Raw genomic sequence first — 22,661 nt, 5'->3', positions numbered from 1 at the left:
GACGGTAGAAGAAGTGGTCTAGAATCGCAACCAGAATCTCGAAGAATCTTGAAAGGGTGGTGTCAGATGGCGTCACACGACGCGTTCGAGACCGGCGAGTGCCCCGTGGGGCGCACGGTGAGCGTGATCGGTGATCGTTGGTCGCTGCTGATCATCCGCGACGTGTTCGACGGCATTCACCGTTTCGGAGCGTTGCAACGCAGCCTCGGCGTGGCCAAGAACATTCTGACCGATCGCCTGCGGTCCCTGACTGCGCACGGGATCCTGCAGATGCAAGCGGCCACTGACGGGAGCGCCTACAGCGAGTACGTGCTCACCGACCGCGGCAAAGAGCTTTTCCACATCGTCGTCGCGCTTCGCCAATGGGGCGAAGACCACCTCTTCGCCGAGGACGAACGGCACTCGGAGCTTAGGGAGAAGGACACCGACCGGCTGGTCTCGCGGCTGCAACTTGTTGACGCAGACGGGCAGCCGCTAGGCCCCGACGGCGCGTACGTGCAGAAGGTGGGTGCAGTGTCGGACTGAGCTTGAGGGCTGTATCACGGCACGCCTTCAATGCCGGCTCTGCGGCACCATCGACGGGCTCTCCTGCGGCAACTCCCCCGCCGAGATCGCTCCGGCGGTATGACGAAACTCCACCCACCGGCGGCAGGGACACCCGCGTCCACGATGACGAAACCTTCCCGGCCGCCTTGCGACAGCCGAAGCCGACACGCTTCCCCGGATCCCGAACTCGTGCGGTGGTTCCGAAGACCACAGAAGTTTCGGCTTTCGGTCTCTTTTTGGCGTTTGTCCGCGCGCCTTCCTCAAATGCAGTGAAGGTCAGATCGAGTGCTCCGACGTCTCCGTCGAGCTCGATCGGAGAACGGACAGCCGCGACGCCGCGCATCACAGGCACCGGGTCGTCGTCAGCCACGTCGGCTCGTTTCAGGCGCTGCGATTCGGCTGCCGAGCCTCCGGGCACGCCTCGACCAAGCTCGCGATGGCCGTCTGGGTCGACAGCGAACCTTCGACGTATCCGCGAGGCGCTGGATCGGTGATACTCCGGTTCGGATCATTCACCTGATCTCGACGGCTCTGCGCGATTTGCTCTGCGCCAGAGGCCCATTGGTCGAGGTAGCCCCTTATGTCCGTTGAGTCGACGTCACCTTGTGACTCCCGGATGGTGGTGGCCATTGAGGATTCGGCGTCCGCGAGGTCGAGAGTGCCCTCCCGGCCTTCTTTGCCGCTGGTGATCGCCGCCTCCGCCGTACCCACGGTGTCGTTCCACTGCGCGAACAACGAGCTGACGACGCCGCAGTCTGTGGTCGCCTCGGAGTCGTCGCCGCGCTTGACGACCAGCGTGACCGCGACGACAACCACCGCCACCACTGCCGCCGCGATCCACAACGCGGTTGTGCGAGACCTCATTTGGGCACCGAGGCGGTCGGAAGTCCCGGGGTGATGGACGATTCATCGGCACCGATTGCGATGGTGGGCCCACAGATATCGGGGATGTACATCGTCAGACGCGGATTGTGGGCGGCCGCGTTGTGGATTTCCTGGATGGTAATCGGCTCCCATTCCCCGAGCCCGACGACCGGCAGGGACAGTCCTGCGAGATCCTGCTCGGTTGCGAGGTTGGTCAGATGCTCGGCTTCGAATTGGTAGTCGACCCAGTTGGCCTGGTACCACCTGCCGTTTTCTTGTATCCAGCGCACGTGCTCGGCCGAGCCGTCGAAGCTCTGACCTGTTATGCGCAGTCGATACGCCTCCTGGAGATGAGCGATTGGCTCGGCCTCCATTCCGGGCCAGTTCGGTTCGGCGACCTCCTGCATACCGGACGACGGGCCGGTGAGTTGATCCATCTCCGCCGGCGTCCATGTCGAGGTCCTTGCCGGTGCTCGCGATCGCTTCCCGAGCCGCGTCCGCCGTCTCGCCCTCCCACGTCTCGAAGATCGCCAGGGCGTTGAGCCCCTGCGCCGCATCCCGCGAGGCGCGTGCGCGCACCGCCGCAGCGCGATGAACTTCCCGAATGGACACCACGCTCCATTCGTCGATGTCGGCAAACGACACGGTCATGGGGTGGGTTCCTGGGGCCGAAGACGGTCGAGGGCGGCGGCGTGCCGCTCCTCCATGTCGGTGAACTCGCCGCCGCTGGCCCGCAGCGCCTCGGCGTGCCCAGCAACGGCTCCACCCAGCACCGCGGTTCGCTGACGCCAGCTCGTCGCCTTGAGGTCCAGCGCCCGCGCGGAGACACCTTTGAGGCCCGTTTCGGCAGATTCGATGCGCCCGTCGGACTGGGAATGGCCGGTCAGGAAGGCTTCGGCATGCCCGTCGACCTCGACCGCAGTGGCATAGAGCGCTTCGATACCTGCGTTCAGATTCTTGCCCGTGTGTCCGCCTTCCCCGGCTGGTGCTCGATCGCAGCTCAGCTGTCCACAATCCTCCGGATCCATGCATAGCAGCAAACCGGCATAGTCGGCCAGTCACCCGGGTCTACTCTCAGAGCTGTGGCGATTCTGCAAACGCGAAGGTGGCACCCGGCATGTGGCTGACGCTGGCCAAGTGGGCGCTCTTGGCCTTCATCGCGATCGGCGTGACGATCTTTGTGGAGGACGACTCCACACCGGGAAGGTCGCGCTAGCCGCGCTCAGTCCAGAGCGTCGACGATGCGTACTTCCCGCTCCACCGCGTCACCGAGCACCGCACAGGCCCGCTGGTAGTCATCGCTCTTGTAGCAGTTCAGCGCGGCCTCATGGCTGGGGAACTGGATGAGCACGATGCGGACGGCCGAATCGGGATACAGCGACGTGAATTCCGCACTGCGAGCCAGGAACTCGCCACCGGCGGCGGCGATCGCGGGACCGGCGATCTCGGCGTACTGTTTGTGCCGCTGCGGATCGGAGATCGACTTGTAGATCGCGATCCAGTACGCCGTGGCCATCGATGTCCCTTCGTGTCGGTGCGGTCAGTTTACCGGCCGCGCACACCACATCTTTGCGGTCATAGTGTCCGCACGCTGTCGGGTTCCGGTGTGCACATCGACCCTCAAGAGCTCAGGCGTGGATCCGCGATACCGGGATAACCAATCCCTGAATAGCCCCCGAAACCGCTGCCACTGTGGTGTCAACCCCCCACCGACCTGCGAGGACGACGGAGAAATGATGCCATACGACGGCTCTGATACCACCACCGAGGCCGAACCCCCAACCCGAATGTCGGTGCTGCCCTTTGGAGTATCACGCCGCCGCTTCATCGCCTACTCCGGCACCGCGGTGGCCGCGACAGCCGGCGTCGCCGTGGTGGTTTCCCGCTTGGGTGACGACGCCGCGGGCACCGACGTCGACCCCGACCTCATCTCCACGGTGCTGATGGTCAACGGCACCGAGCACACCCTCGCCCTCGATCCCCGCACCACTCTGCTCGATGCGCTCCGCGACCAGATCGGGCTGACCGGCACCAAGAAGGGTTGTGACCACGGTCAGTGCGGCGCCTGCACGGTGCACGTCGACGGGCGCCGGGTGCTGTCCTGCCTGACGCTGGCACCCACCGTGCACACCCGCGCGGTCACCACCATCGAGGGCCTCGCCAATGGCGAAGAACTGCATCCCGTCCAGCAGGCGTTCATCGACAACGACGCCATGCAGTGCGGGTTCTGCACCCCAGGGCAGATCATGTCCGCCGTGGCGGTGATCGAGGACGGACGCACCGAGTCCGACGAGCAGATCCGGGAACACATGTCGGGCAACATCTGTAGGTGCAGCGCTTATCCGTTCATCGTCGAAGCTGTCAAGACCGCACGCGATCGGATGGCCTGACATGCGCCCCTACACCTACGCTGTCGCGGATTCGGTGTCCGCGGCCACCAGCCGCACCGGCGCCACCTTCCTCGCCGGTGGAACCACCTTGGTGGATCTGATGAAGCTCGAAGTGCTGACGCCTGAGCAGGTGGTCGACATCAACAGCCTGCCGTTGACCGGTATCACCGTCGATGGCACCGGTCTGCGCATCGGCGCGCTCGAGCGGATGACCGATGTGGCCGAGCATCCCGCGGTACGCAGCGACTACACCCTGATCAGCCGGGCACTGGAACTCAGCGCCTCCCCGCAGTTGCGCAACATGGCCAGTATGGGTGGAAATCTGTTGCAGCGCACCCGATGCAGTTATTTCCGCGATCCGTCGATGCCCTGCAACAAGCGCAATCCCGGTTCCGGCTGCCCGGCGGTCACCGGGTACAACCGCATGCACGCGGTGCTGGGCACCAGTGACGCCTGCGCGGCCACCCACGCCAGTGATCTGGCCGTGGCACTGATCGCCGCGGAGGCCTCGGTGCAGATCAACAACGCCGATGGCGAACGCACCGTCGCCCTCGAGCAGTTCTACCGGCAGCCGCAGAACACCCCAGAGGTTGAGAATGACCTGGCGCCTGGGGAACTCATCACGGCCATCACCGTTCCCCCGCTTCCCGCGGGCACCCGCAGCGGTTATCTCAAAGTCCGCGACCGGCAGTCCTATGAGTTCGCGCTGACGTCGGTAGCCGCCGCCGTCACCCTGCGCGGGCGCACGATCACCCGGGCCCGGGTGGCGGCCGGCGGGGTGGCCACGGTGCCGTGGCGGTTACCCGAGGTCGAGGAGCTACTGGTGAATCGGCCCGCGAAACTGGACACCTTCACCGCGGCAGCCTCTGCAGCCGCCACCGATGCCCGGCCGTTGACCAACAACGCTTTCAAACCCGCTCTGCTACGCCGCGCCATCGCCCGCGCCCTGACCGACATCACGGAGACCTCATGACGACCCCGTTGGGCGCCAACATCTCCCGGGTCGACGGCCGCGTCAAGACCACCGGCGTGGCCCGCTATCCCGCGGACTACCAGGAACCGGGCATGGCACACGCGGTCCTGGTGACCTCCACCGCCGGCCTGGGCCGGATCACCGCCATGGACACCGATGCCGCCGCTGCGGCACCCGGTGTCGTGGCGGTGTACACCCCGTTCGCTCCCCTGCGGTTGGAACCCGCCGACGCGAGCGGGCTGGGTGAGAACTACCGCCCGCTGCAGGATCAGGACGTCCGGTTCCGCGGCCAGGCCATCGGCGTGGTGGTGGCAGACACCTTCGAGCATGCCCGCGACGCCGCGGCATGATCAGCGCCTCCTACGAAGAACGCACGCCCAGAACGTCACTGGCCGATGCCGGGCCCGGTGTCACCATGCCAGCCGAGGTCGCGGGCAGAACCACGGTGCTGGCGCCGGGGGTCAGCAGCATCGACACCGCACTGCAGGACAGTGCCGTCACCGTTGACATCACCGTCAGCCAGCAGGCCCAGCACGCCGCGGCCATGGAACCCCATGCCTCCCTGGCGGTCTGGAACGGTGACCAGCTGACCATATACACCGGCACCCAGTTCCCCGGCCGCGCCGTGGTCGGTCTGACGGGCGCGCTCGGGATCCGACCGGATCAGCTGCGGGTGATCTCCACCTATGTGGGAGGCGGATTCGGTAGCCGGGTACTGCCGTGGTCGGACGCCGTGCTGGCCGCCGCAGCCGCACGGCAGCTGAACCGCCCGATCCGGCTCACTCTCAACCGAACCCAGGTGTTCAGCGTGGTCGGGCACCGCTCGGCGGTGCGGCAACGGATACGGTTGGGGGCCAGTGCCGACGGGACCCTGAACGCTGTCAGTCACGAGTCGGACTCCGCACATCCGGCGGTGGGTGGCTGGCCCATGCGCACGGCTGCCGAGACCAGCGCCGTGCTGTACCGCACGCCCAATCTGCACGTCGACCAACGTCAGGTCACCTTGGACATCCCGCCCACCTGGGCGATGCGCGCACCCAACGAGGCACCGGGCGCGTTCGCGATCGAGACGGCGATGGACGAACTGGCCGCTGCTACCGGTGTCGATCCGGTGGAGTTGCGGCTGCGCAACTATGCGACGGTGGTGCCCGGGACCGATCGTCGGTGGACCAGCAAGAGGCTCGACGAGTGTTACCGCGTGGGCGCCGCCCGGTTCGGCTGGGACCGTCGCTCCGCCACGCCGGCGACCAACCGGGACGGCCAGTGGCTGGTCGGGATGGGCATGGCCACCGCGATCTACCCGGCTTCCGGTCGGGCCGAGAACGCGGTGCGGGTGCGTTTCCGCGACGACGGCACCGTGCTGGCGCAGTCGGGCACGATGGACATCGGCACGGGTTCGGCGACCGCCCTGGCGATCGTCGTCGCCGATGCGCTCGGCCTGCCGATGGACCGTGTGGTGGTCGAAGTAGGTGACACCGCCTTGCCGCCGGGGGCCGGCGCTGTCGGCTCCCGCGCCACCGGCAGCCTGGCCCCGACCGCCCGTACCGCGGCCCGCGCCGCCATCGCCCAGTTGGTCGAGGCGGCCGGCACCGACCCCAATTCGCCGCTGGCCGAATCCGGCACACCGGTGACCTACGACGCCGGCATGCTGCGAACAGCGGGTGGGGACATCCCGTTCGCCGATCTGCTCCGTGGGCTGGGCCGCTCGGAGATCGAGGCCACCCACGCCGACGAGAACATCATGGTCCCGTATGCCGCCCACGGCTTCGGTGCGCATTTCTGCGAGGTGCGGGTCAACACGTTCACCGGTGAGACCCGCGTCAGCCGGTTCACCACCGTGGTGGACATCGGGCGGGTGATCAACGCGAAGACCGCCCGCAGTCAGGTGGTGGGTGGGGTGATCTTCGGCATCGGACACGCACTGCTGGAAGCCAACCCGATCGAACCGAACGGGCGCATGGCGGCGGCCAACCTGGCCGACTACGTGGTTCCCGTCAATGCCGACGTGCCGTTCATCGATGCGGTGTGCCTCGACGGCGATGACCCCGACTTCAGCGAGGTCGGCGCGCGCGGCGTCGGTGAGCTCGGCACCGTCGGCTCGGCCGCGGCCATCGGCAACGCGGTGTTCAATGCCACCGGCATCCGTGTTCATGATCTGCCTATCCATCCCGAAGATCTGCTGCGCTGAAAGGTGCTGTGTTGACGACACTTAGGACTTCGGACGAGCCTGCCGTCGCCCGCGGCGGGGGTGCTCTCGGTGCGGCCAACCGGTGGTTGGGCGCCGTACTGGTGACGCTGTTGTGTGTCAGTGGCCTGCAGTTCGTCCTCTACATCGCATTGACCTACATCGCCCGACTGTTCGACGGCGACCTGCAGCAGTGGAACGGCGGTTTCTTGCCGGGTCTGTACTCGCCGGAGAACCCGGGTGCCAGCGGCTCGATCGGGCTGCACTTCGTCACCGGGGCGGTGGTGATGGTGCTGGGCTGCGTGCAGCTGATCCCGGTGATCCGCACCCGGTGGCCGGTGGTGCACCGGTGGGTCGGACGGCTGTATGTGGCCACCGCCGTCCTGACGGCGGTCGGGGGTCTGGGCTTCATCGTGCTGCAGCGCACCGTCGGCGGCATCGTGATGGACATCGGCTTCGGCCTGTACGGGTTGTTGATGATCCTCTCGGCGGTGCAGGCCATCCGCTACGCGCGTGCCCGGGACTTCGACCACCACCGCGCCTGGGCGGTGCGACTGTTCGCGTTGGTGATCGCATCCCGGCTCTACCGGATGGAGTACGGGCTGTCCGCGCTGGTCGACTTCGACGGCCGCACAGGCGATTTCCGTGGTTGGTTCGACTACACCATGGACTTCTTCTTCTACCTGCCCAACCTGGTGATCGCCGAGCTGTACCTGCGGGCACGACGGACCGACAGTTCAGTGGCGCTGCGTGGTGCGGCGGTGGCAGCGCTGCTGGTATCCGTAGCGGTGGTCGGCGGTGGGCATACATCCAGCTGCAGCGGTTGTAGGGGTTCCTGGCGGCCAACGCGAACCTACGTTGTCACAGGCAATTCGCCAGGGTGGGCCTGGTAGCAGTCCCGGCAGACCGCCTCGGGCTTCTCGGTACGTCTGGGCCGTTCACGCCGGGGCGGACGTCACCGAACGGCCGCCGCCCGAAACGCGCCAGCATGTGAAGACGAGGCTCACACCGCCGTCAACCGTCGCGCCAGGTCCGCGCCCCCCACCTCGCGGATGAACTCCGGATCCCCGCAAACGACGAGTTGGTCACGCGCGCGGAACAATCCGACGTAGAGCCGCTCCCGCGACCGTTCGAACTTGCTCGAGTCGTCGACCACGAGGACCAGCAACGCCGCTCCAATCCCTTGAACCCGAGCACATGACCGTAGAAGGCGGATTCTAATCAACGTCGCAACACCGACGGACCCGGTGAGGCTAGCAGGACCGCGAATAGATCGGCGGGACAAAGGGCTTGCAGGACCATGCGGAACCGGTTGTTGAGTTTCGTGTTCGATGCCCTCAGGTGCCCCAGCGAATGATTGGCGAGGGTGACGCCCTTGGGGAAGCAGTCACGTAGCAGCCCGTTGGCGTTCTCGTTACTGCCGCCTTGCCAGGGTGATCGGGAGTCATCGACCGGGAACTGCCGGAACAGGTGCAGGTGCACCTGGCCTTGTTCTAAAACCTGGCACCACCGGGTTTCCGGTCGCGCCGAGAATGAGTGAGTGAAACGCGCTGTCGTGCACCATCACCACCTGGCGCAGCTCTCCCCCACTGGCGGCAGCCTGCTCAAACCTCTCAACTCGGCCTTAAGCCGGGTGCCCGGATTGCTCACCCGGTCGACGGCCACCACGCGCGTGGCCCACGGCTCGATCAGGAACCGCAGTTCGAACAGCGCGTCCAGGCCGGCGGCGTCGAGTACCAGCGTGGTGGTGTACCCGCGTCCGGGCTGGTAGTCCAGCAGCCCATCGGCCTCGAGCTTCTGCCGGGCCTCACGAACGGGGGTCTCCGACAGCTCGAGCTCGCGCGCGACGTGTTCGATGTTGATCTTGGTGCGCGGCGGGATGGCCCCGTCGACGATACGTCCACGTAGGTGGACGTAGACGTGCGAGACCGCGCCCCCGGTTCATGTGCGTTCGCCACGGCTCCCCTTTGCTTGCGTGTGAGGCGACACAATACGCATGTGGTGTCGGAGGGGCCGCCTAATCTCCCCGCGTGAGGTACGACCGGTGGGACTACACCTTCATCACAGTCGCGGTTTTGGCGGCCGCCAGTTCGGTTGTCTGCTCGCAGTTCACCAAGGACGGCACCGGCTCCATTCACGGGTGGTGGCTGGCCGGGCAGATCGCTGCCGTCATGGTCGCGGCACTGGCACCGGCGTCCGGCGCGTGGCGAGCCAAGCGCTCCGAAGTCGACGCGCGCACCCAAAGCCGGCTCGAGCTCAACTCAGGGCTGGACCCAGTGGTGCGCAAGCTCGGCGAACTCTCGCTCGCCACCGGCAAGCGGGCCCAGGAACCGATCCGGGCGGAGATCATGTCGCTGATCATCGCGGCTGCGCACCAGGTCGTCGGCACCACCAACGCCACCCGCAGCTTCTTCTTCGAGTTCGTCGACGGCCCCCCGAAACAGCTGCGCCCCACGTCGAACCATCAAGGGCGGCCCGGCTCCAGTCGCTCGGTCTTCACCGAAGGCACCCCTGATGGAGAGGCCGCGATACGGATCGTCGAGGATGACACGCACTGGCTGTGCCGCGACGTCCGGACGGACCCTCCGCCGGGCTGGGCGTCTCGCGATCGGGACTACCTGTCCTTCATCTCCGTCCCTGTGGTCGCGGGCGATATCGCTTTCGGGATGCTCACCGTCGACTCTGCGGTGGCCAACGATTTCGACCGCGGCGACGTCGACCTGATCAGGGTGTTTGCCGGATTGCTGGCGGCATCGCTGGACGCAGGCATATAACCGCAGCTCAACGGCAACATGTCGGTGCTGTGCCCTAGATTCTGGGCAAACACGACGTAGAGTAAAACCTCTGCCGTGAGAGGAGTCCGAGCATGGCTGTCCAGATCACCCCGAAGCCAGACGACCGCGCCGAACGCATGGTGTCGAATCCGTCCGGGTATTTCAACGATGCCCGCGAGCGGCTGCGTGCCGAAGTCGTCGAGGACATGCATCGAGATCAGCGCCGCACACGCTGATCTTCCCGCCACGGACGACAGAGCGATGGGATCATCGACGGCTTCCGAGTAAGCCGGTAACACTGAGCGCCAAGCTTCGCGAGGTTGCTTCATAAAACGAAATGTCCGCGGTTCTTTCGGGTTATTCGCCATCCTCCGTTACGATCTGTCGCCGTGAAAAAATTTACGATGCTGGCAATTGGTTGCGCTGTGGCACTGCTCCCTGCCGCGCCAGCGAACGCCGAGCCCGGCTCGTCGTGCGACCCGAACTACTCCGGCGCGTGCGTGCCGATCGCGAGCGACGTCGACTGCGCCGGCGGCAGCGGTAACGGCCCGGCCTACGTCCAGGGGCCCGTCACCGTCGTCGGCACCGACATCTACAAACTCGATAGCGACCGCAACGGCACGGGCTGCGAGTCGTAGTCAGCGTGGCGGTTCGTCGGAATCCAGCGGCCGCGGGCTCGACGGTGGCATATCCGTTGTCCAGAAGGGTTCAACCAGCGGGTCAGCCCGGCCGTCCGGATCCGCTTGAAGTACCGGCACGAACCAAAGATGAATAGCGCCATCAAGATCAGGCCGACTATCAGCGCGGTCACTTCGATCAGGAGGCCGCGCACTGGTGACGAACGACCGCACAACATGCGCCGCCGTGACAGCGACGTGTGATCTGACGCCACCGAAGTGCTCACCCGAGTCAGTGCCGGCGTGCCTCGTGAGGCGTATTCAAGAGTCTGAACCATGCACTGCAACACTTCGGACGTTCAAGGCGCAGAACCGCTGCCGCGGAACCACCCTCGGGCGTCAGAGGGGTTCGCCGATATCCGGGAGAAGAGCAAGATCCTGGGGCTGACCATCTCGAAAAGTCCTCGCCAGCTCACGCACTCGCCGCTTAGCCCACTCAGGATCGAATCCACTCAGTAGTTCGTACTCGTATTTGAAGCGCTCCGCGCGGTCCCCCACCTGCGCAGCAGCTCGGTTCCTGACGACGCCCTTGCAGTACCAGTACAGAACGTCGTCGAGATTGCCAACTTGGTCGAAGCTGATCTGACCGCGCTCGTAAAACGAGTAATGGTAGTTCCCATCATCGGTGAAGAAGATATTGAGACCATCATTCGTCCGCAAACCGACGGCCATGGGGCGAGCATCAAGTTTCTCGGCCAACCTATCCAATTCGATCTGAAGCTCGCTCGATTTATCGTCCAAGGGGCGGCCCATACCTGTCGAGAATACCCCTGTCGACCAGCTCCTCGACGCTAACCTTCACCCCGTCCGGACCTACAATCATGTACTGCGTGGAAGTCGGCGCAGGGGTTTGTCCAAACCAGGGCTCAACAGGGCCTTCCAGAATCTGCCAACCGGGCGGAAGCGGTTGTCCTGTAACCAGATACCGGTTGTACTCCCCTCCTACCGACTCTGGGGTCAGGGCACGGTCCGCGAACGGAGTGCCGTCTGGAGCGAGGTAACGGCCATACTCGGATCCGAATCTGTCGATGATGGTTCCCTCCGGCAGCTGAGCAGGCTGAGGATGGTAATCGGTCGGAAACCCATTGTTCCCCGGCCAGATCCGCGACTCGGGAGTGCCGAACAAGGACTCAAATTCTGCTGCCGGCATTCCGCCTGTAGGCTCCCAGCCCCGCAGAACGGCGGCGGGTGCGCCGCCGGGAGTAACGAGTTCGGCAGGGAGCCCAGCCCGTACCGCAGCGAATTCACCACCGAACGGCAGCGTCGCTGCTGAGGCTCCGACGTCGAAAGTTTTCTCACCCAGGTAGTAGGCGGCACTGGGCGAGTCCAGCGCGTTCTGGACCTCCCCTATAGCGGTGCCGACAGGATCGGTGACCGTTTCGTTAATGCCTTGTACAAGGCCCTTCCACGACTCTTTGAGCGCGTTCACCCCTTCTTGTCCGGTTAGGTCCCGCAACAATTGTTCTGTTGCGAACCAGCGGTCACCGAAGCCCTCACCGAAGCCAGGAGCAGGCATGCCGCCTGGCTCAGGTGCTTTGACGTCAGGCAGTGGCTGTTGCGCGTGCATGACAATGTCGTTCAGCCGTCGCTCGATCTGATCCGCAGGGACGCCGTCGCGTTTCATGACTTCCCTTGCGACAGACTTGAACTCGTCGACGGCTCGAGGGTTCAGCGGAATCGGCAGTGCGGCCGGTGCGTCCTGCCCCGACGATTCTGCCAGGGTAGATGGCTCAAGAGAGTGGTTTGAAGGGACCTCGGTTCCCGGAGGCACTGCACCGGCGGAGGACTGACTGGCGGAGGTGCTGCGTTCGCCTGGGACGTTGCCGTCTTCATCGCCTGTAAGCGACCCCAGGAAATCGTCTAGGTCCGGACTGTCGACGCGATAAGGCGCGTGAATCGGAGTGGAACCGCCCGCCATGTCGATGGCATTGGCAAGCGCGACATCAACCAGGTTCGCCTCGCCGATCAGCTTGTCAACCCTCGGCTGAAGCTGGCCCTGTTTGAGCAGCAGCTCCATCGGACTACCAGTGAAGCCAGCACCTGCAACCACACGACCTGAAACAGGGTCGATCTCCATACCAAGAGCAGCGGCGTCCGCCTTCAGGGTCGACAAGGCTGACTTGATACGTTCGATCTCATCGGCCGCGCTGCGGGCGGCATTCGCGACTCCCAGAGCCTCTCTACCGTGCGCATCGAGGTCCGCACGGGTCTTCCCGATCGCTTCTTTCGCCGCTTCCGCCGCTTCACCGCCCCATGTGGTGAATGCGGGAAGCGTCGCCAGGCCGTCGGACGCGTCCTGCACCGCTTGGGCGCGGCTGGTGGCAGCGTGGAACACCTCGCGGACGTCACCCGCGTCCCAACGCTCGATGTCGGCAATCGTCAAAGCCATAGCACTCAGCCACTACGTCTGGGCGGCAGTTGCAACTGACTGCCGCTCAGGGTTTTCGAACACGACGCGCATGCGCTCTTGCCTTGAGCGAAACGCTTCGCCGTGAAACGTGAGTACCATCGGCATGCTCCCTCGACCTGGTGAGGAGTGCCGTTGTCAACGCTGCCACTGCGAACCGTGACCGCCGGGCCTGAGGCCATGAGAGGATCGATTATCGCTTTCAGCCACACAGCGATCCCCTCCCCGTCCTTTCTGCCAGAAACACGCTTAGCAGCAAATCGACGAGGGCGGTAGTTACCCGGTCCAAACTGGCGAATGCGTCCTGAAAGGCGGGTCACCGGCTGCCACCAAGTCACAACAGCGGCGAATCCATCGTGCCCCCTAACCCGGGGTTATCCCTGGTGCACCAATGCACGGGGATTGTTTGACTGAGGGGCGCTCCGCGATGTCCCGACCGGGAGGGCCGATTGCACATGTCCGTACCGGTGATCGATGCAACTATGGCGGACGTGAGCTGGGTGTCCACCTCTGCATTGGTCGGACGTCGCGCTGAACGCGACGTCGTGGACTCGCTGCTGGCCGGGGCGCGGTCCGGCAGCAGCGGGAGCTCTTCGATGGGGACGCCTTCAACGAGCTCAACGAACGCCAGTTGAGCCAACTACGCCGCCGAGCCCGCCGGTCGACACGACTGGTTGCTCGCGGCAGCCGAACACCAAGGCATCGACTTCGAATCGGCCGTCGCGCCCGCGGAGGCGGCGGGCCTGATCACCGTTGAGCATGGCCTCCGCTTCCGGCACCCCCTCATCCGCTCGGCGGTCTACCTGCACGTCCCCCCAGCCGAAAGACGCTCAGCACACGCGGCTTTGGCGGCCGTCATCACCCAGGAATCCGCTGAGGATCACCGCGCGTGGCACCGTGCCCAGGCGGTCAGCGGACGCGATGACGGCGTGGCCGACGAACTCGAAGGGTCCGCCCAGCGCGCCCAGGCCCGTGGTGGCATCGCGGCCGCCGCTGCGTTCCTTGCCCACTCCGCCGCCATGACCTCTGACCCGCAGGTGAGGGCCACCAGGGCTCTCGCTGCTGCACGCGCGAAACTCGACGCCGGCTTACCGCAGGCCATCCCCGAGCTGCTGGCCACCGCCGACGCCACCGATGACGAATTCCTCAGAGCGCAAGCAGATCTGGTGCGCGCCAGAGCGGCTTACAGCACCAGCCGCGGGATCGACGCGCCGGGCCTCCTGCGCTCAGCGGCTGAACGGCTGAGCCGCACCGCACCCGAGCTGGCCCGCGAAACGTACCTTCAGGCCGTCACCGCGGCGATCCTGGTGGGGCGGTGCGCCACCGACTCCCCCGCCAGTGCACCCGAGATCGCAAAAGCCGCCGCCCTCGCCCCACCGGCATCACAACCCCCGAGGGCGGTCGACCTCCTGCTGGACGGGCTGATCGTGCACCTCACGCAGGGCCACGCAGCGGCCGCACCTCATCTCAGACGCGCACTGGACGGCTACCTGTCCGAAGCCCAGGCAGGGACTGCCGATCCGCGCTGGCATGACGCCACCAACCGCGTCGCGCTGGCAGCTTCGCCTTCCGGGCATCGGCGGCGTCGAAGATCGAATACTGCGCCCGCCCGTACATCACCGCGGCCCGCAGATACAGATCCGACGCCGTCCGGGCGAAACCGTGAGCCCCGTGGTGTTGGGCACGTTGCTCGGCCTGCGCGGCGATGGCGGCCCACGCCTTCGGCAACATCGCGCCGCTCTGCACCAGAGCGAACACCTTGTCGAAGTCGGTGTGGTCGTGGCCCAGTTGCTCCAGCGTGCCCTTGCCCGCCGGATGCAGCGCGTCGAATCCGCCCTGGAACAGCGCGATGTCCAACGACCAGCTTTGCCCGCTCGATCTCATTGTCATGTCAGCCATTGCACGCCCCCCGTGGCCGCTACACACCCGTGGTTTCCACGGGTGCACTCGCCCGAGTCCGCTGAAAGGCTCTCACCCATGACCACGCCACCCACCGTCATCGAGTACGTCCTCGGCCGGTTACACGACCTGGGCATCACCGACATCTTCGGCGTCCCAGGCGATTTCGCGTTCCCGGCGCAGGACGCCATCGTCGGACATCCGGACATCAACTGGGTGGGCTGTTGTAATGAACTGAACGCCGCCTACGCCGCCGACGGCTATGCCCGCATCCGGGGCGTCGGTGCGGTGAGCACCACCTACGGTGTCGGGGAGCTCAGCGCCATCAGCGCGGTGGCGGGCGCCTACGCCGAGAACCTGCCGGTGTTCCACCTGACGGGTATGCCGAACCTGGCCACCCAACACAACCGCGCGCTGGTCCACCACACACTGGGCAACGGCGAATTCGACCTGTTCCGCACCATGGCCGACACCGTGGTGTGCGCGAGCGCCATCCTCACCCCCGCCAACGCCGTCGCCGAAACCGAGCGCCTGATCGCCGAAGCGCTGTATCACCGGCGCCCGGTCTACCTGGCTTTCCCCGCCGATGTCGTCAACAAGCCCGTCCTCGCCTCGTCGGCGCGTCTGACACCGCCGGCCAGTGACCCGGATGCCTTGACCGCCGCAGCCGACGCCGTCGTCGCCGCGCTCGACGCGGCCCCGACAGCGTGTGCGCTGCCCGGTCTGCTGATCGACCGACTCGGAATCGGCAAGCTGACAGTCGATTTCCTGGAGAACACCGGCTTGCCGTTTGCGACGATGTTCGCCGACAAATCGGTGATCGACGAGGACCACCCGCACTATCTCGGCATGTACGACGGCCGATTGATGGAGGAGACGGTCCGGGAGTTCGTCGAGAACTGCGACGTCGTCGTCACCATCGGCACCAGGCAGACCGACTTCAACACCGGAGCCTTCACCGCCCACCTGGACCCCGCCCGCACCATCGACATCGGCCTGCACCGCACCCAGGTCGGCGGCCGGGTGTTCCAGAACGTGGAACTGACCGACCTGTTGGGTGAACTCGCCGGCCGCACCGTGGGACCCCGGACGCTCCCCGGTATCAAACCCGGCGGCCTGGGTGACCTCACCGGATCCGGTGCGCAACCCATCACCGCCGACACGCTGTACCCCAGGTGGGCCGAGTTCATCAAGGCCGGGGACATCGTGGTCGCCGAAACCGGCACCAGCTCCATGGGTTTGGCGTTCACCCAGTTGCCGCCGGGAGCACGCTTCTACAACCAGACCCTCTGGGGCGCCATCGGCTGGGCCACCCCCGCAGCATTCGGCGCCGCCGTGGCTGCACCCGATCAGCGGGTCGTGCTGATCACCGGTGAGGGGTCCCACCAACTGACCGCCCAAGAGGTCAGCCAGTTCCACCGGCGCGGACTGCAGCCGATCATCTTCGTGCTGAACAACTCCGGCTACCTGATCGAGCGGCTGCTCTGCAGCGACCCCGCCATCGCGTACAACGACCTCGCGCCGTGGAACTACTCCGCACTGCCCCATGCGCTGGGGTGCGACGGCTGGTTCACCGCGCGGGTCACCACGTTGGGAGAGGTGGACGCCGCCCTCGCCACGGCAAGCGAGGGCGATCGCGCCGCCTACATCGAGGTCATCACCGACCCCTATGAGGCACCGCCGCTGGCGAATCGCCTGCACGACGACATCAAGACGCTCTACGGCGAGGAGTAGTCAGCATGACAACCATCGACGTGAACGCCCACAACGCGGTTCCCACCATCGACGGTGAGGACGGGGCCACCGTCCTCGGTCCGGACAACGTACCCATCGGGCTGCAGAACCCCGGAGCCCCCGACACCGACTCCGGCAGCATGCCCAACCTGAAGTGGTCCTTCGCCGCCTCGCACAACCGGCTGCTCAACGGCGGCTGGGCGCGGGAGACGACGATGCGGGAACTGCCCGTTGCCACCACCTTGGCCGGGGTCAACATGCGGCTCAAGGCCGGCGCCTATCGCGAGCTGCACTGGCACCGGGAGGCCGAATGGGCGTTCATGATCGCCGGCAGCGCCCGCATCGCGGCCATCGACCCGCAGGGCCGCAACTTCATCGACGACATCGGCCGCGGCGACCTGTGGAACTTCCGCGCCGGGTTCCCGCACTCGATCCAAGCGCTGGAGGACTGTGAATTCCTGCTCGTCTTCGACGACGGCAACTTCTCCGAGAACGAGACCTTCCTGCTCACCGACTGGTTCGCACACACCCCGAAACATGTGCTGGCGAAGAACTTCGGCGTACCGGCGTCGGCATTCGACAACATCCCGAAAGCCGGCGACATCGAGCACTCGCGCTACATCTTCCCCGGCGACGTGCCCGGAGCCCTGGTCGACGACATCGCGGCGGTCACCTCGCCTGCGGGCACCGCGGAACGCATGAGCCATCGCATGCTCGCTCAGGACCCGATCGAGGTTCCCGGCGGCAGTGTGCGGATCACCGACTCGCGTAACTTCCCGTCCGCCTCGACCATCGCCGCTGCCTGGGTGGAGCTGCAGCCCGGCGCGCTGCGCGAGATGCACTGGCACCCCGACCACGACGAATGGCAGTACTGGCTGTCCGGTCACGCCCGGATGACGGTCTTCGGCTCGAGCGGCAAGGCGCGGACCTTCGACTACTACGCCGGCGACGTCGGTTACGTGCCCAGTGCCATGGGCCACTATTTCGAGAACGTCGGCGACGAACCGGTCCAGATGCTCGAACTGTTCCGCAGCGACCGCTTCGCCGACGTCTCCGCGAACCAATGGCTGGGCCTGACACCGGCGGCCGTCGTCGGCGCCACGCTCAACCTCGACCGCGGCGCCCTCGACGCGCTGCGTCGGGACAAGCCGCTGATCATGCCGGCCCGATGAGGCGTCTGGCCGCCGCACTCCTCGGCGTCCTGCTGATCTGGCCGCCACCGGCGGCCGCAGAACCGCCGCAGCCCAATGTCGTGCTGGTGCACGGCGCGTGGGCGGACACGTCGAGTTGGAACGGTGTGATACAGGCGTTGCAGCAGCGGGGGCTCACCGTGCGTGCGATCATCAGCTCGCGGAACCGACCGCCGACGCGCTTCTGCACCGGTAGGTGAAGGCGGGTGGCATGTTGCGCCACACCACGCGGCTGACTTCGACGTCGTCGAACATCTCCCCGAGGAGGCGGCGGAAGGCGCGGGCCCCGCGCAGCGGTGCTGCATGGACGTAGGCGAACGTGGTGAACACCCCGTCGGCACCCAGGATCTCCACCACCTGGCGCAGAATCAGCCGCTGGCTTGCGGCGTCGAACAGCGACCAGGGCAATCCACTGACCACCGAGGTCGCTCGGCCGACGCCGCGGGAGGCCAGCAGTCCGACGAGCTCACGTGCATCACCGTTGATTACCTCCACCTCGGGATGCTGCCGGGCCACATGCCAGGCCAGCGACGGATCCAACTCCACCGCCAGGTGCCTGCCGCCCCCGGACAGCTTGGCGGCGATGGCCGCACTCACCACGCCCGTGCCCGGGCCAAGTTCGACGATCACCGGCGCTGCGTGTGGAGAAACGACGGAGGCGAGTTCGTCGGCCAGGTGCGGCGAGCTCGGCGTCACAGCACCGATCCGCGCAGGGTTACGTAAGGCTGCCCGGATGAACGCCGACGTGTCCGCGCCGCACTGGCGGGCCGGAAGAGTGGTGGTCACAGCAGTTGCCTCTCAAGGGGTTTCGGAGCTGTCGCGGCACGCTGCCGGGCGTATGCGCCGCGCAGGATGCGGAGCTGGTAGTAGGTGGTCACCACGGCGAGCGGAATCCCGGTGAGCATGTCGACGACACCGAGTCCGAGCAGGTTGCCCTCGAGGTAGAACGGAATCTTCGACACGGTGCGGATGGCCGCAGCAACGGCCCAGACGGCGGTGGCCCAGCTGTAGGCGCGGAGCAGGATGGGGTTGATGCGCCAGGTGGCACCGTCGGCGAGCACCGGAGCCAGCATGACGCCGAGCAGTGGCCGCCGAATCAGGATGGACGTCAGGAGAATGACGCTGAAAACACCGGTCTGGATGAGGTCGATCAAGAAGAAATCGCCGTCGTTTCCGGTGGCCACCGCCATCAGCCCGGACAGCGCCACCAGGATCATGCCGCCGACCGCCGGCCCGACCGGCTGCCACGCGGTCGCACGCACCAGTGTCAGGACTACACACACCGCCAAGGCCGAGACCGTCGCCCACACGATGTCCGTCGTCGCGAGATACACCACCAGGAAAACCACATTGGGGCCCAGCGCATCGACCAGGCCACGCCATCCCCCGAGCACGTCGAGGACCGACGCGTCCGGCGTGGTGATCACGTCCACCAATCTCATTCGGGCCCTGTGCAATCCTGCCCGCAGACCTCGCTTGCCTTCGTTCATTCCATCAACCATGACGCCGAATGCGCCACCTCGCCAGGACGCTGTCATCCGAGGATCGGCGGTCCCTGCCAGCGTTGAATACTCGTCGTTCGTATCCGCGGGCACAGCGAGTGGAAGACGATGGTGGTCCAGAACAGCACTCGACCGGGCCGGGGTCGGCGCCCGGCATCCGAGGTGCGGCAGGCGGTGCTCGACGCCGCGGCCCGCCTTCTCTACGACGAAGGCCTGCGCGCAGTCACTTTCGAACGTGTGGCCGCGGCGGCCGGGGCCAACAAGGTCACACTGTACAAGTAGTTGCCGACGCCGGCCTCAGGCCGTCAGCGCCGCCCGGAGAATCTCGGCAGTCCGCTCGTAGTGCGCACACAGTGACGCCACGGCCCGGTCAGCGTCACGGTCCAGCGTCGCGTCGAGAATTGCCCGATGCTCGGCGGCCACATCCCGATTCTTGTCCAGCGGTTGCGACCAACGCCGATACAGCTCAGAGGAATTGCGCAGCGTCTCGGCGATCGCAATGAGCCGCGGGCTGCCGCAGCCGGCCACCAGCGCGCGGTGGAAGTTCGCGTGCACCCGCTCCCACGCATCGGAGACCCGCACCGGCTTGCCCTCAGTCATCATCGGTGTTCGCTCCAGCGTGTGATGCGCGGCCACCAAGGCCGACTCCCACGCCATGTCCCCGGTGACGATCGCCCGTTGCAGCGCAATGCTTTCGATGTCGATGCGAACTGTGGTCAGGTCATCGAGATCGTCGCGCGTCAGCGGCTTGACGGTGAAACCGATGCGAGGCTCGGACACCACGAGCCCCTGTTCGGCGAGTCGGGTCAGGGCCTCCCGCAAGACTCCGATGCTGGCCGCGTATTCGATACCAAGGGGCGAGAACCGCAGTTTCTCGCCGGGTTTGAACACGCCGGCCAGGATGTCGGCGCGCAGTCGATCGTGCACCTCTTCGGTGCTCGCGCGAGTCTTTGCTTCGGCCACGAGGGCAGCGTAGACCACCGCCGTGCCCACCATCGTGAACCAGGAAAATTTTCGTAGATCAAGACATTTTCGAACATGAGCCAGGAGCCAACTACCCGAGGGCTCACTCCGCCGCCCTCGCGCGCGCCGCAAACCGTGGCGACCCTTGATGTTCCCTCCACTCTGCTAAAATTTCGAATAAAGTTGCGTTATTCGAATATGCACTGAAGGGATCGACGTGACCACACACATTGCCGTTCTGGGTACCGGCGCCAACGGCGCCTCGGTGGGAGCGGACCTCACCAGGGCCGGACTCGACGTCACCTTCATCGAGCAATGGCCTGACCACGTTGACGCCATGCGCCGCAATGGCGTTCGCATCGACATCGCCGGCAGCACGGAGATCACCGAGGTTCGTGTGCGGCATCTGTGCGAGGTCGCGCAGATGCGCCGGCCTTTCGATGTGGTGTTGCTGATGGTCAAGGCCTACGACACCCGTTGGGCGTGCGAGCTGATCAAGCCGGTGCTGGCCGCTGACGGTGTGGTGGTCGGCATCCAGAACGGTATGACGATGAACGACATCAGCGATGTCCTCGGTAGCCATCGCACTCTCGGCAGCGTCATCGAAGTGGCCTCCACCATGTTCGAACCTGGTGTAGTGCAACGCGATACCAGCAGGGAGATGTCGTGGTTCGCCGTCGGCGGGACCGATCCGATGGCGCACCGCCGCGCCCCTGACATCGCCGATATCCTCCGCCATGCCGGCCGGGTGGAGGTGTCCGAGGACATCGTGTCCTCTAAATGGATGAAGCTGATCGCCAACTGCACCGAGCTGGTGACTTCGGCCGTGTTGGACATGACGGTCATGGAGGCGGTGCGAGTACCCCGGATGAAGGACGTGATGATCGAGGCCGGCAACGAGGCTGTGCGCACCTGCCTTCAGTTGGGGCACCAGTTGCTGCCGATCATCGGCATGGCGACCGAGGATGTGACGACGCCGGAGCATTTCGCCGAAACCCTGCTCGCGGTGGTGCATGACGACTTCTCGATCGAGGGGCAATTGACCACGGTGCTGCAGGACTGGCGCAAGGGCCGGCGCAGTGAAGTCCATGAGCTGAACGGCCACATCGTGGCCGAACAGCACAGGCTTGGTGGCGCCGCACCGGTCAATGCTGCGGTGGTGAACATGGCCGAACAGGTGGAGAACGGAACACTGCGCCCGGGGTCGGACAACGCGGCCGCCCTGCTGGCACTACTGCACTGAAAAGCGCCGGTGCCCCAGCGCTTCCGCTGGGGCACCGGTTCTGTCAGCCGTTCCACATGGTGATGTAGGCCGCCCGGAAGTCGAACGGCGGTTCCCAGGGCTGCCCTTGCGCCGGCAGATTGTGGTCCTTGTCGATGAACTGCCAGCCGCCACCCTCGGTGGGCAGTGCCGCGGGGTCCTCACCGGCGAAAATCCGGTTCAGCGTGTTCGCCAGACCCCAAGACGCAAGGGCGTACGGGATGACCGTCTCGGTGCTCTGGGTCCCTTCGCGCACCAGATCGAGGTTCAACCCCTCCCCGCCGGCAACGATGCCGCCGAAGTTGGCCTGTCTCAACGCCGACTGCAGCCCCAGCCCCATCAATGAATCGATCCCGGTGGACACGGCGGTGGCATCCGGGTTCTGCATCAACGCGGAGCTCCACTTGGCGGTGGCCTCGCGGGGAACCTGGGCGAAGGTGAACGGCACCTCTACCAGGTCGCAGTCCGGGCACGCCTTGGCGAACTGCTCCCGAAAGCCTTGGTTCGAGTACTGCTGGGTTCGCTGATCGGTGTTGGCGATCTGGAGCAACTTGCCTTCACCGCCCATCAGCGCTGCCACGTAGTCGGCCCGGGCAGCACCCCACTTCAGGTAGTAGTCCTTGATCTGCGTGGAGCCCATGACGTTGAGCCCAGCGGTGTAGAGCGCCTGACCGGCGCCGAAGGCCTCGTCATCACAGTCGATCGAGGTGAACTGCACGACGGGGATGCGGGCGGCGCGGGCGGCTTCCAGGCCACTCTTGACCCCTGGACAGTCGTAACTGAACACGGCGATACCGTCGACATCGGCGGCCACCGCCTGCCGGATCAGGCCGGTGGCCACTGACGGGTCCGCCTTCCCGTCAACCAGATTGACGTCCCAACCCAACTGGGCACCCGCCTCGACGAAGCCCGCCGACAACTGCGAGCAGGCTTGGTAGGCCTCCCCGCAGGACACCGCCCACACCCGCTTCCCACGCTGGGCCGCCGGCCCTTCAGCGGTCGGCTGCTGCAACGAATCGCCGTCGTATCCGGATTGCAGGATCTCGCGCTGCTCCGCGGTGAGGTCGGTGGCGATCTGGGGTCCGTCCGAGATCGTCGTACACGCACCCAGCAGCATCGCGACACCCGCCAAAGCGACGACGCCAGCCGTGGTTGCCCGGCGCACCGGGATCATGCCGTTGCCCACCATGTGCTCATCTCCTTGCGCTGTGAGGTGGATTTCGCCGCGTGTCCACACCACGCGGCTCCCCGTCCGATCAGACTCGTATTTTCGACTAGATTAATTTTTTTCGAATC

The 22,661-nt window shown here is 65.8% G+C and carries 25 protein-coding genes and 3 pseudogenes; 13 read left to right on the top strand and 15 right to left on the bottom strand.

Going from position 1 to position 22,661, the window contains the following annotated elements:
* The first annotated feature begins 66 nt into the window (after positions 1 to 66).
* Positions 67 to 525 (top strand): winged helix-turn-helix transcriptional regulator, encoded by a 459-nt coding sequence (locus AC3A6P_RS01585; protein ID WP_487687495.1) that lies wholly within the window; start codon positions 67 to 69, stop codon positions 523 to 525.
* A gap of 402 nt (positions 526 to 927) precedes the next feature.
* Here AC3A6P_RS01585 and AC3A6P_RS01580 read toward each other — a convergent pair whose 3' ends face one another.
* From AC3A6P_RS01580 to AC3A6P_RS01560, 5 genes and pseudogenes are all read right to left on the bottom strand, one after another.
* The gene (locus AC3A6P_RS01580) at positions 928 to 1,410 is read right to left on the bottom strand and encodes a hypothetical protein (protein WP_487687493.1); all 483 of its coding nucleotides are present in this window, start codon (positions 1,408 to 1,410) and stop codon (positions 928 to 930) included.
* Entirely contained in the window at positions 1,407 to 1,847 is a 441-nt protein-coding gene (locus AC3A6P_RS01575; RefSeq protein ID WP_487688165.1) for a hypothetical protein, read from the bottom strand. Before AC3A6P_RS01575 ends, AC3A6P_RS01580 begins: the two co-directional genes overlap by 4 nt.
* A 16-nt stretch (positions 1,848 to 1,863) precedes the next feature.
* Positions 1,864 to 2,061, bottom strand: a pseudogene (locus AC3A6P_RS01570) (hypothetical protein); the annotation flags it as partial.
* Positions 2,058 to 2,438 (bottom strand): hypothetical protein, encoded by a 381-nt coding sequence (locus AC3A6P_RS01565; RefSeq protein ID WP_487687490.1) that lies wholly within the window; start codon positions 2,436 to 2,438, stop codon positions 2,058 to 2,060. The pseudogene AC3A6P_RS01570 and the gene AC3A6P_RS01565, both read right to left, overlap by 4 nt.
* 194 nt (positions 2,439 to 2,632) lie before the next feature.
* A complete protein-coding gene (locus AC3A6P_RS01560) occupies positions 2,633 to 2,926 on the bottom strand; it encodes a DUF1330 domain-containing protein (protein WP_487687488.1) in 294 nt (97 codons plus the stop codon).
* Between the two features lie 220 nt (positions 2,927 to 3,146).
* Here AC3A6P_RS01560 and AC3A6P_RS01555 point away from each other — a divergent pair, with 220 nt between their 5' ends.
* The 5 genes from AC3A6P_RS01555 to AC3A6P_RS01535 are packed head-to-tail and all read left to right on the top strand — an operon-like array spanning position 3,147 to position 7,851.
* The gene (locus AC3A6P_RS01555) at positions 3,147 to 3,800 is read left to right on the top strand and encodes a (2Fe-2S)-binding protein (protein WP_487687486.1); all 654 of its coding nucleotides are present in this window, start codon (positions 3,147 to 3,149) and stop codon (positions 3,798 to 3,800) included.
* A 1-nt stretch (position 3,801) separates the two neighbouring features.
* Positions 3,802 to 4,773 (top strand): FAD binding domain-containing protein, encoded by a 972-nt coding sequence (locus AC3A6P_RS01550; protein WP_487687484.1) that lies wholly within the window; start codon positions 3,802 to 3,804, stop codon positions 4,771 to 4,773.
* Positions 4,770 to 5,123: a hypothetical protein gene (locus AC3A6P_RS01545; protein WP_487687481.1), complete on the top strand. Its 354-nt coding sequence runs from the start codon at positions 4,770 to 4,772 to the stop codon at positions 5,121 to 5,123. The genes AC3A6P_RS01550 and AC3A6P_RS01545 overlap by 4 nt, the downstream gene beginning before the upstream one ends.
* A complete protein-coding gene (locus tag AC3A6P_RS01540; protein WP_487687480.1) occupies positions 5,120 to 6,961 on the top strand; it encodes a xanthine dehydrogenase family protein molybdopterin-binding subunit in 1,842 nt (613 codons plus the stop codon). Before AC3A6P_RS01545 ends, AC3A6P_RS01540 begins: the two co-directional genes overlap by 4 nt.
* A gap of 11 nt (positions 6,962 to 6,972) precedes the next feature.
* A complete protein-coding gene (locus tag AC3A6P_RS01535; protein ID WP_487687477.1) occupies positions 6,973 to 7,851 on the top strand; it encodes a DUF2306 domain-containing protein in 879 nt (292 codons plus the stop codon).
* Between the two features lie 110 nt (positions 7,852 to 7,961).
* Here AC3A6P_RS01535 and AC3A6P_RS01530 read toward each other — a convergent pair.
* Together AC3A6P_RS01530 and AC3A6P_RS01525 are read right to left on the bottom strand one after the other, a co-directional pair.
* Positions 7,962 to 8,176 (bottom strand): annotated as a pseudogene (locus AC3A6P_RS01530) (nuclease); the annotation flags it as partial.
* Positions 8,177 to 8,521: 345 nt separating this feature from the next.
* Positions 8,522 to 8,872: pseudogene (locus AC3A6P_RS01525) on the bottom strand (GntR family transcriptional regulator); the annotation flags it as partial.
* 116 nt (positions 8,873 to 8,988) lie between these two features.
* Between AC3A6P_RS01525 and AC3A6P_RS01520 the strand changes: the two are divergent.
* The 3 genes from AC3A6P_RS01520 to AC3A6P_RS01510 all read left to right on the top strand — a co-directional run bounded on the left by AC3A6P_RS01520 (position 8,989) and on the right by AC3A6P_RS01510 (position 10,370).
* Positions 8,989 to 9,732 carry a GAF domain-containing protein gene (locus AC3A6P_RS01520; RefSeq protein WP_487687474.1) on the top strand — a complete coding sequence of 248 codons (744 nt, stop codon included), beginning with the start codon at positions 8,989 to 8,991 and terminating at the stop codon, positions 9,730 to 9,732.
* Positions 9,733 to 9,824: 92 nt separating this feature from the next.
* Positions 9,825 to 9,968 carry a hypothetical protein gene (locus tag AC3A6P_RS01515; protein WP_487687471.1) on the top strand — a complete coding sequence of 48 codons (144 nt, stop codon included), beginning with the start codon at positions 9,825 to 9,827 and terminating at the stop codon, positions 9,966 to 9,968.
* Positions 9,969 to 10,157: 189 nt separating this feature from the next.
* Positions 10,158 to 10,370 carry a hypothetical protein gene (locus AC3A6P_RS01510; protein ID WP_487687468.1) on the top strand — a complete coding sequence of 71 codons (213 nt, stop codon included), beginning with the start codon at positions 10,158 to 10,160 and terminating at the stop codon, positions 10,368 to 10,370.
* Positions 10,371 to 10,748: 378 nt separating this feature from the next.
* On the opposite strand, the gene AC3A6P_RS01505 is transcribed toward AC3A6P_RS01510, so the two are convergent.
* The 4 genes from AC3A6P_RS01505 to AC3A6P_RS01490 form a co-directional block, all read right to left on the bottom strand.
* On the bottom strand, positions 10,749 to 11,081 hold the full coding sequence (locus tag AC3A6P_RS01505) for an Imm63 family immunity protein (protein WP_487688122.1): 333 nt from the start codon (positions 11,079 to 11,081) through the stop codon (positions 10,749 to 10,751).
* A gap of 58 nt (positions 11,082 to 11,139) precedes the next feature.
* Positions 11,140 to 12,798: a TNT domain-containing protein gene (locus tag AC3A6P_RS01500; RefSeq protein ID WP_487687466.1), complete on the bottom strand. Its 1,659-nt coding sequence runs from the start codon at positions 12,796 to 12,798 to the stop codon at positions 11,140 to 11,142.
* A gap of 848 nt (positions 12,799 to 13,646) precedes the next feature.
* Entirely contained in the window at positions 13,647 to 13,826 is a 180-nt protein-coding gene (locus tag AC3A6P_RS01495) for a hypothetical protein (protein ID WP_487687463.1), read from the bottom strand.
* Between the two features lie 457 nt (positions 13,827 to 14,283).
* A complete protein-coding gene (locus tag AC3A6P_RS01490) occupies positions 14,284 to 14,706 on the bottom strand; it encodes a hypothetical protein (protein ID WP_487687461.1) in 423 nt (140 codons plus the stop codon).
* 87 nt (positions 14,707 to 14,793) lie between these two features.
* Here AC3A6P_RS01490 and AC3A6P_RS01485 point away from each other — a divergent pair, with 87 nt between their 5' ends.
* A complete protein-coding gene (locus AC3A6P_RS01485) occupies positions 14,794 to 16,449 on the top strand; it encodes an alpha-keto acid decarboxylase family protein (protein ID WP_487687459.1) in 1,656 nt (551 codons plus the stop codon).
* A gap of 5 nt (positions 16,450 to 16,454) precedes the next feature.
* Positions 16,455 to 17,621, top strand: a complete 1,167-nt coding sequence (locus AC3A6P_RS01480; RefSeq protein WP_487687457.1) for a cupin domain-containing protein — start codon at positions 16,455 to 16,457, stop codon at positions 17,619 to 17,621.
* A 171-nt stretch (positions 17,622 to 17,792) separates the two neighbouring features.
* On the opposite strand, the gene AC3A6P_RS01475 is transcribed toward AC3A6P_RS01480, so the two are convergent.
* Together AC3A6P_RS01475 and AC3A6P_RS01470 are read right to left on the bottom strand one after the other, a co-directional pair.
* Positions 17,793 to 18,425 carry a class I SAM-dependent methyltransferase gene (locus AC3A6P_RS01475; RefSeq protein WP_487687455.1) on the bottom strand — a complete coding sequence of 211 codons (633 nt, stop codon included), beginning with the start codon at positions 18,423 to 18,425 and terminating at the stop codon, positions 17,793 to 17,795.
* Complete coding sequence (locus tag AC3A6P_RS01470) at positions 18,422 to 19,081, bottom strand: DUF3159 domain-containing protein (RefSeq protein WP_487687454.1); 660 nt, start codon at positions 19,079 to 19,081, stop codon at positions 18,422 to 18,424. Before AC3A6P_RS01470 ends, AC3A6P_RS01475 begins: the two co-directional genes overlap by 4 nt.
* Positions 19,082 to 19,249: 168 nt before the next feature.
* Between AC3A6P_RS01470 and AC3A6P_RS01465 the strand changes: the two genes are divergently transcribed.
* Positions 19,250 to 19,423: a helix-turn-helix domain-containing protein gene (locus AC3A6P_RS01465; RefSeq protein WP_487687452.1), complete on the top strand. Its 174-nt coding sequence runs from the start codon at positions 19,250 to 19,252 to the stop codon at positions 19,421 to 19,423.
* A 15-nt stretch (positions 19,424 to 19,438) separates the two neighbouring features.
* On the opposite strand, the gene AC3A6P_RS01460 is transcribed toward AC3A6P_RS01465, so the two are convergent.
* Entirely contained in the window at positions 19,439 to 20,104 is a 666-nt protein-coding gene (locus AC3A6P_RS01460; protein ID WP_487687449.1) for a GntR family transcriptional regulator, read from the bottom strand.
* Between the two features lie 217 nt (positions 20,105 to 20,321).
* On the opposite strand from AC3A6P_RS01460, the gene AC3A6P_RS01455 reads away from it, so the two are divergent.
* Entirely contained in the window at positions 20,322 to 21,347 is a 1,026-nt protein-coding gene (locus AC3A6P_RS01455) for a ketopantoate reductase family protein (protein ID WP_487687447.1), read from the top strand.
* Positions 21,348 to 21,390: 43 nt separating this feature from the next.
* On the opposite strand, the gene AC3A6P_RS01450 is transcribed toward AC3A6P_RS01455, so the two are convergent.
* A complete protein-coding gene (locus AC3A6P_RS01450) occupies positions 21,391 to 22,554 on the bottom strand; it encodes a sugar ABC transporter substrate-binding protein (RefSeq protein WP_487687444.1) in 1,164 nt (387 codons plus the stop codon).
* Positions 22,555 to 22,661 lie beyond the last annotated feature (107 nt).

This window comes from Mycobacterium sp. Soil_C_30, assembly GCF_057656995.1.
Note: the sequence above shows the minus strand (reverse complement) of the source record. Positions and strands in the feature narration are given on the sequence as shown.

Excerpts from the sequence above, each read along its gene's own strand:
- AC3A6P_RS01540 (WP_487687480.1), top strand. The coding sequence starts at position 5,120 with ATGATCAGCGCCTCCTACGAAGAACGCACGCCCAGAACGTCACTGGCC.
- AC3A6P_RS01575 (WP_487688165.1), bottom strand. The coding sequence starts at position 1,847 with ATGGATCAACTCACCGGCCCGTCGTCCGGTATGCAGGAGGTCGCCGAA.
- AC3A6P_RS01515 (WP_487687471.1), top strand. The coding sequence starts at position 9,825 with ATGGCTGTCCAGATCACCCCGAAGCCAGACGACCGCGCCGAACGCATG.
- AC3A6P_RS01505 (WP_487688122.1), bottom strand. The coding sequence starts at position 11,081 with ATGGCCGTCGGTTTGCGGACGAATGATGGTCTCAATATCTTCTTCACC.
- AC3A6P_RS01465 (WP_487687452.1), top strand. The coding sequence starts at position 19,250 with ATGGTGGTCCAGAACAGCACTCGACCGGGCCGGGGTCGGCGCCCGGCA.
- AC3A6P_RS01580 (WP_487687493.1), bottom strand. The coding sequence starts at position 1,410 with ATGAGGTCTCGCACAACCGCGTTGTGGATCGCGGCGGCAGTGGTGGCG.
- AC3A6P_RS01485 (WP_487687459.1), top strand. The coding sequence starts at position 14,794 with ATGACCACGCCACCCACCGTCATCGAGTACGTCCTCGGCCGGTTACAC.
- AC3A6P_RS01560 (WP_487687488.1), bottom strand. The coding sequence starts at position 2,926 with ATGGCCACGGCGTACTGGATCGCGATCTACAAGTCGATCTCCGATCCG.
- AC3A6P_RS01555 (WP_487687486.1), top strand. The coding sequence starts at position 3,147 with ATGCCATACGACGGCTCTGATACCACCACCGAGGCCGAACCCCCAACC.
- AC3A6P_RS01490 (WP_487687461.1), bottom strand. The coding sequence starts at position 14,706 with ATGACAATGAGATCGAGCGGGCAAAGCTGGTCGTTGGACATCGCGCTG.
- AC3A6P_RS01545 (WP_487687481.1), top strand. The coding sequence starts at position 4,770 with ATGACGACCCCGTTGGGCGCCAACATCTCCCGGGTCGACGGCCGCGTC.
- AC3A6P_RS01470 (WP_487687454.1), bottom strand. The coding sequence starts at position 19,081 with ATGAGATTGGTGGACGTGATCACCACGCCGGACGCGTCGGTCCTCGAC.
- AC3A6P_RS01480 (WP_487687457.1), top strand. The coding sequence starts at position 16,455 with ATGACAACCATCGACGTGAACGCCCACAACGCGGTTCCCACCATCGAC.
- AC3A6P_RS01550 (WP_487687484.1), top strand. The coding sequence starts at position 3,802 with ATGCGCCCCTACACCTACGCTGTCGCGGATTCGGTGTCCGCGGCCACC.
- AC3A6P_RS01585 (WP_487687495.1), top strand. The coding sequence starts at position 67 with ATGGCGTCACACGACGCGTTCGAGACCGGCGAGTGCCCCGTGGGGCGC.
- AC3A6P_RS01500 (WP_487687466.1), bottom strand. The coding sequence starts at position 12,798 with ATGGCTTTGACGATTGCCGACATCGAGCGTTGGGACGCGGGTGACGTC.
- AC3A6P_RS01565 (WP_487687490.1), bottom strand. The coding sequence starts at position 2,438 with ATGGATCCGGAGGATTGTGGACAGCTGAGCTGCGATCGAGCACCAGCC.
- AC3A6P_RS01450 (WP_487687444.1), bottom strand. The coding sequence starts at position 22,554 with ATGGTGGGCAACGGCATGATCCCGGTGCGCCGGGCAACCACGGCTGGC.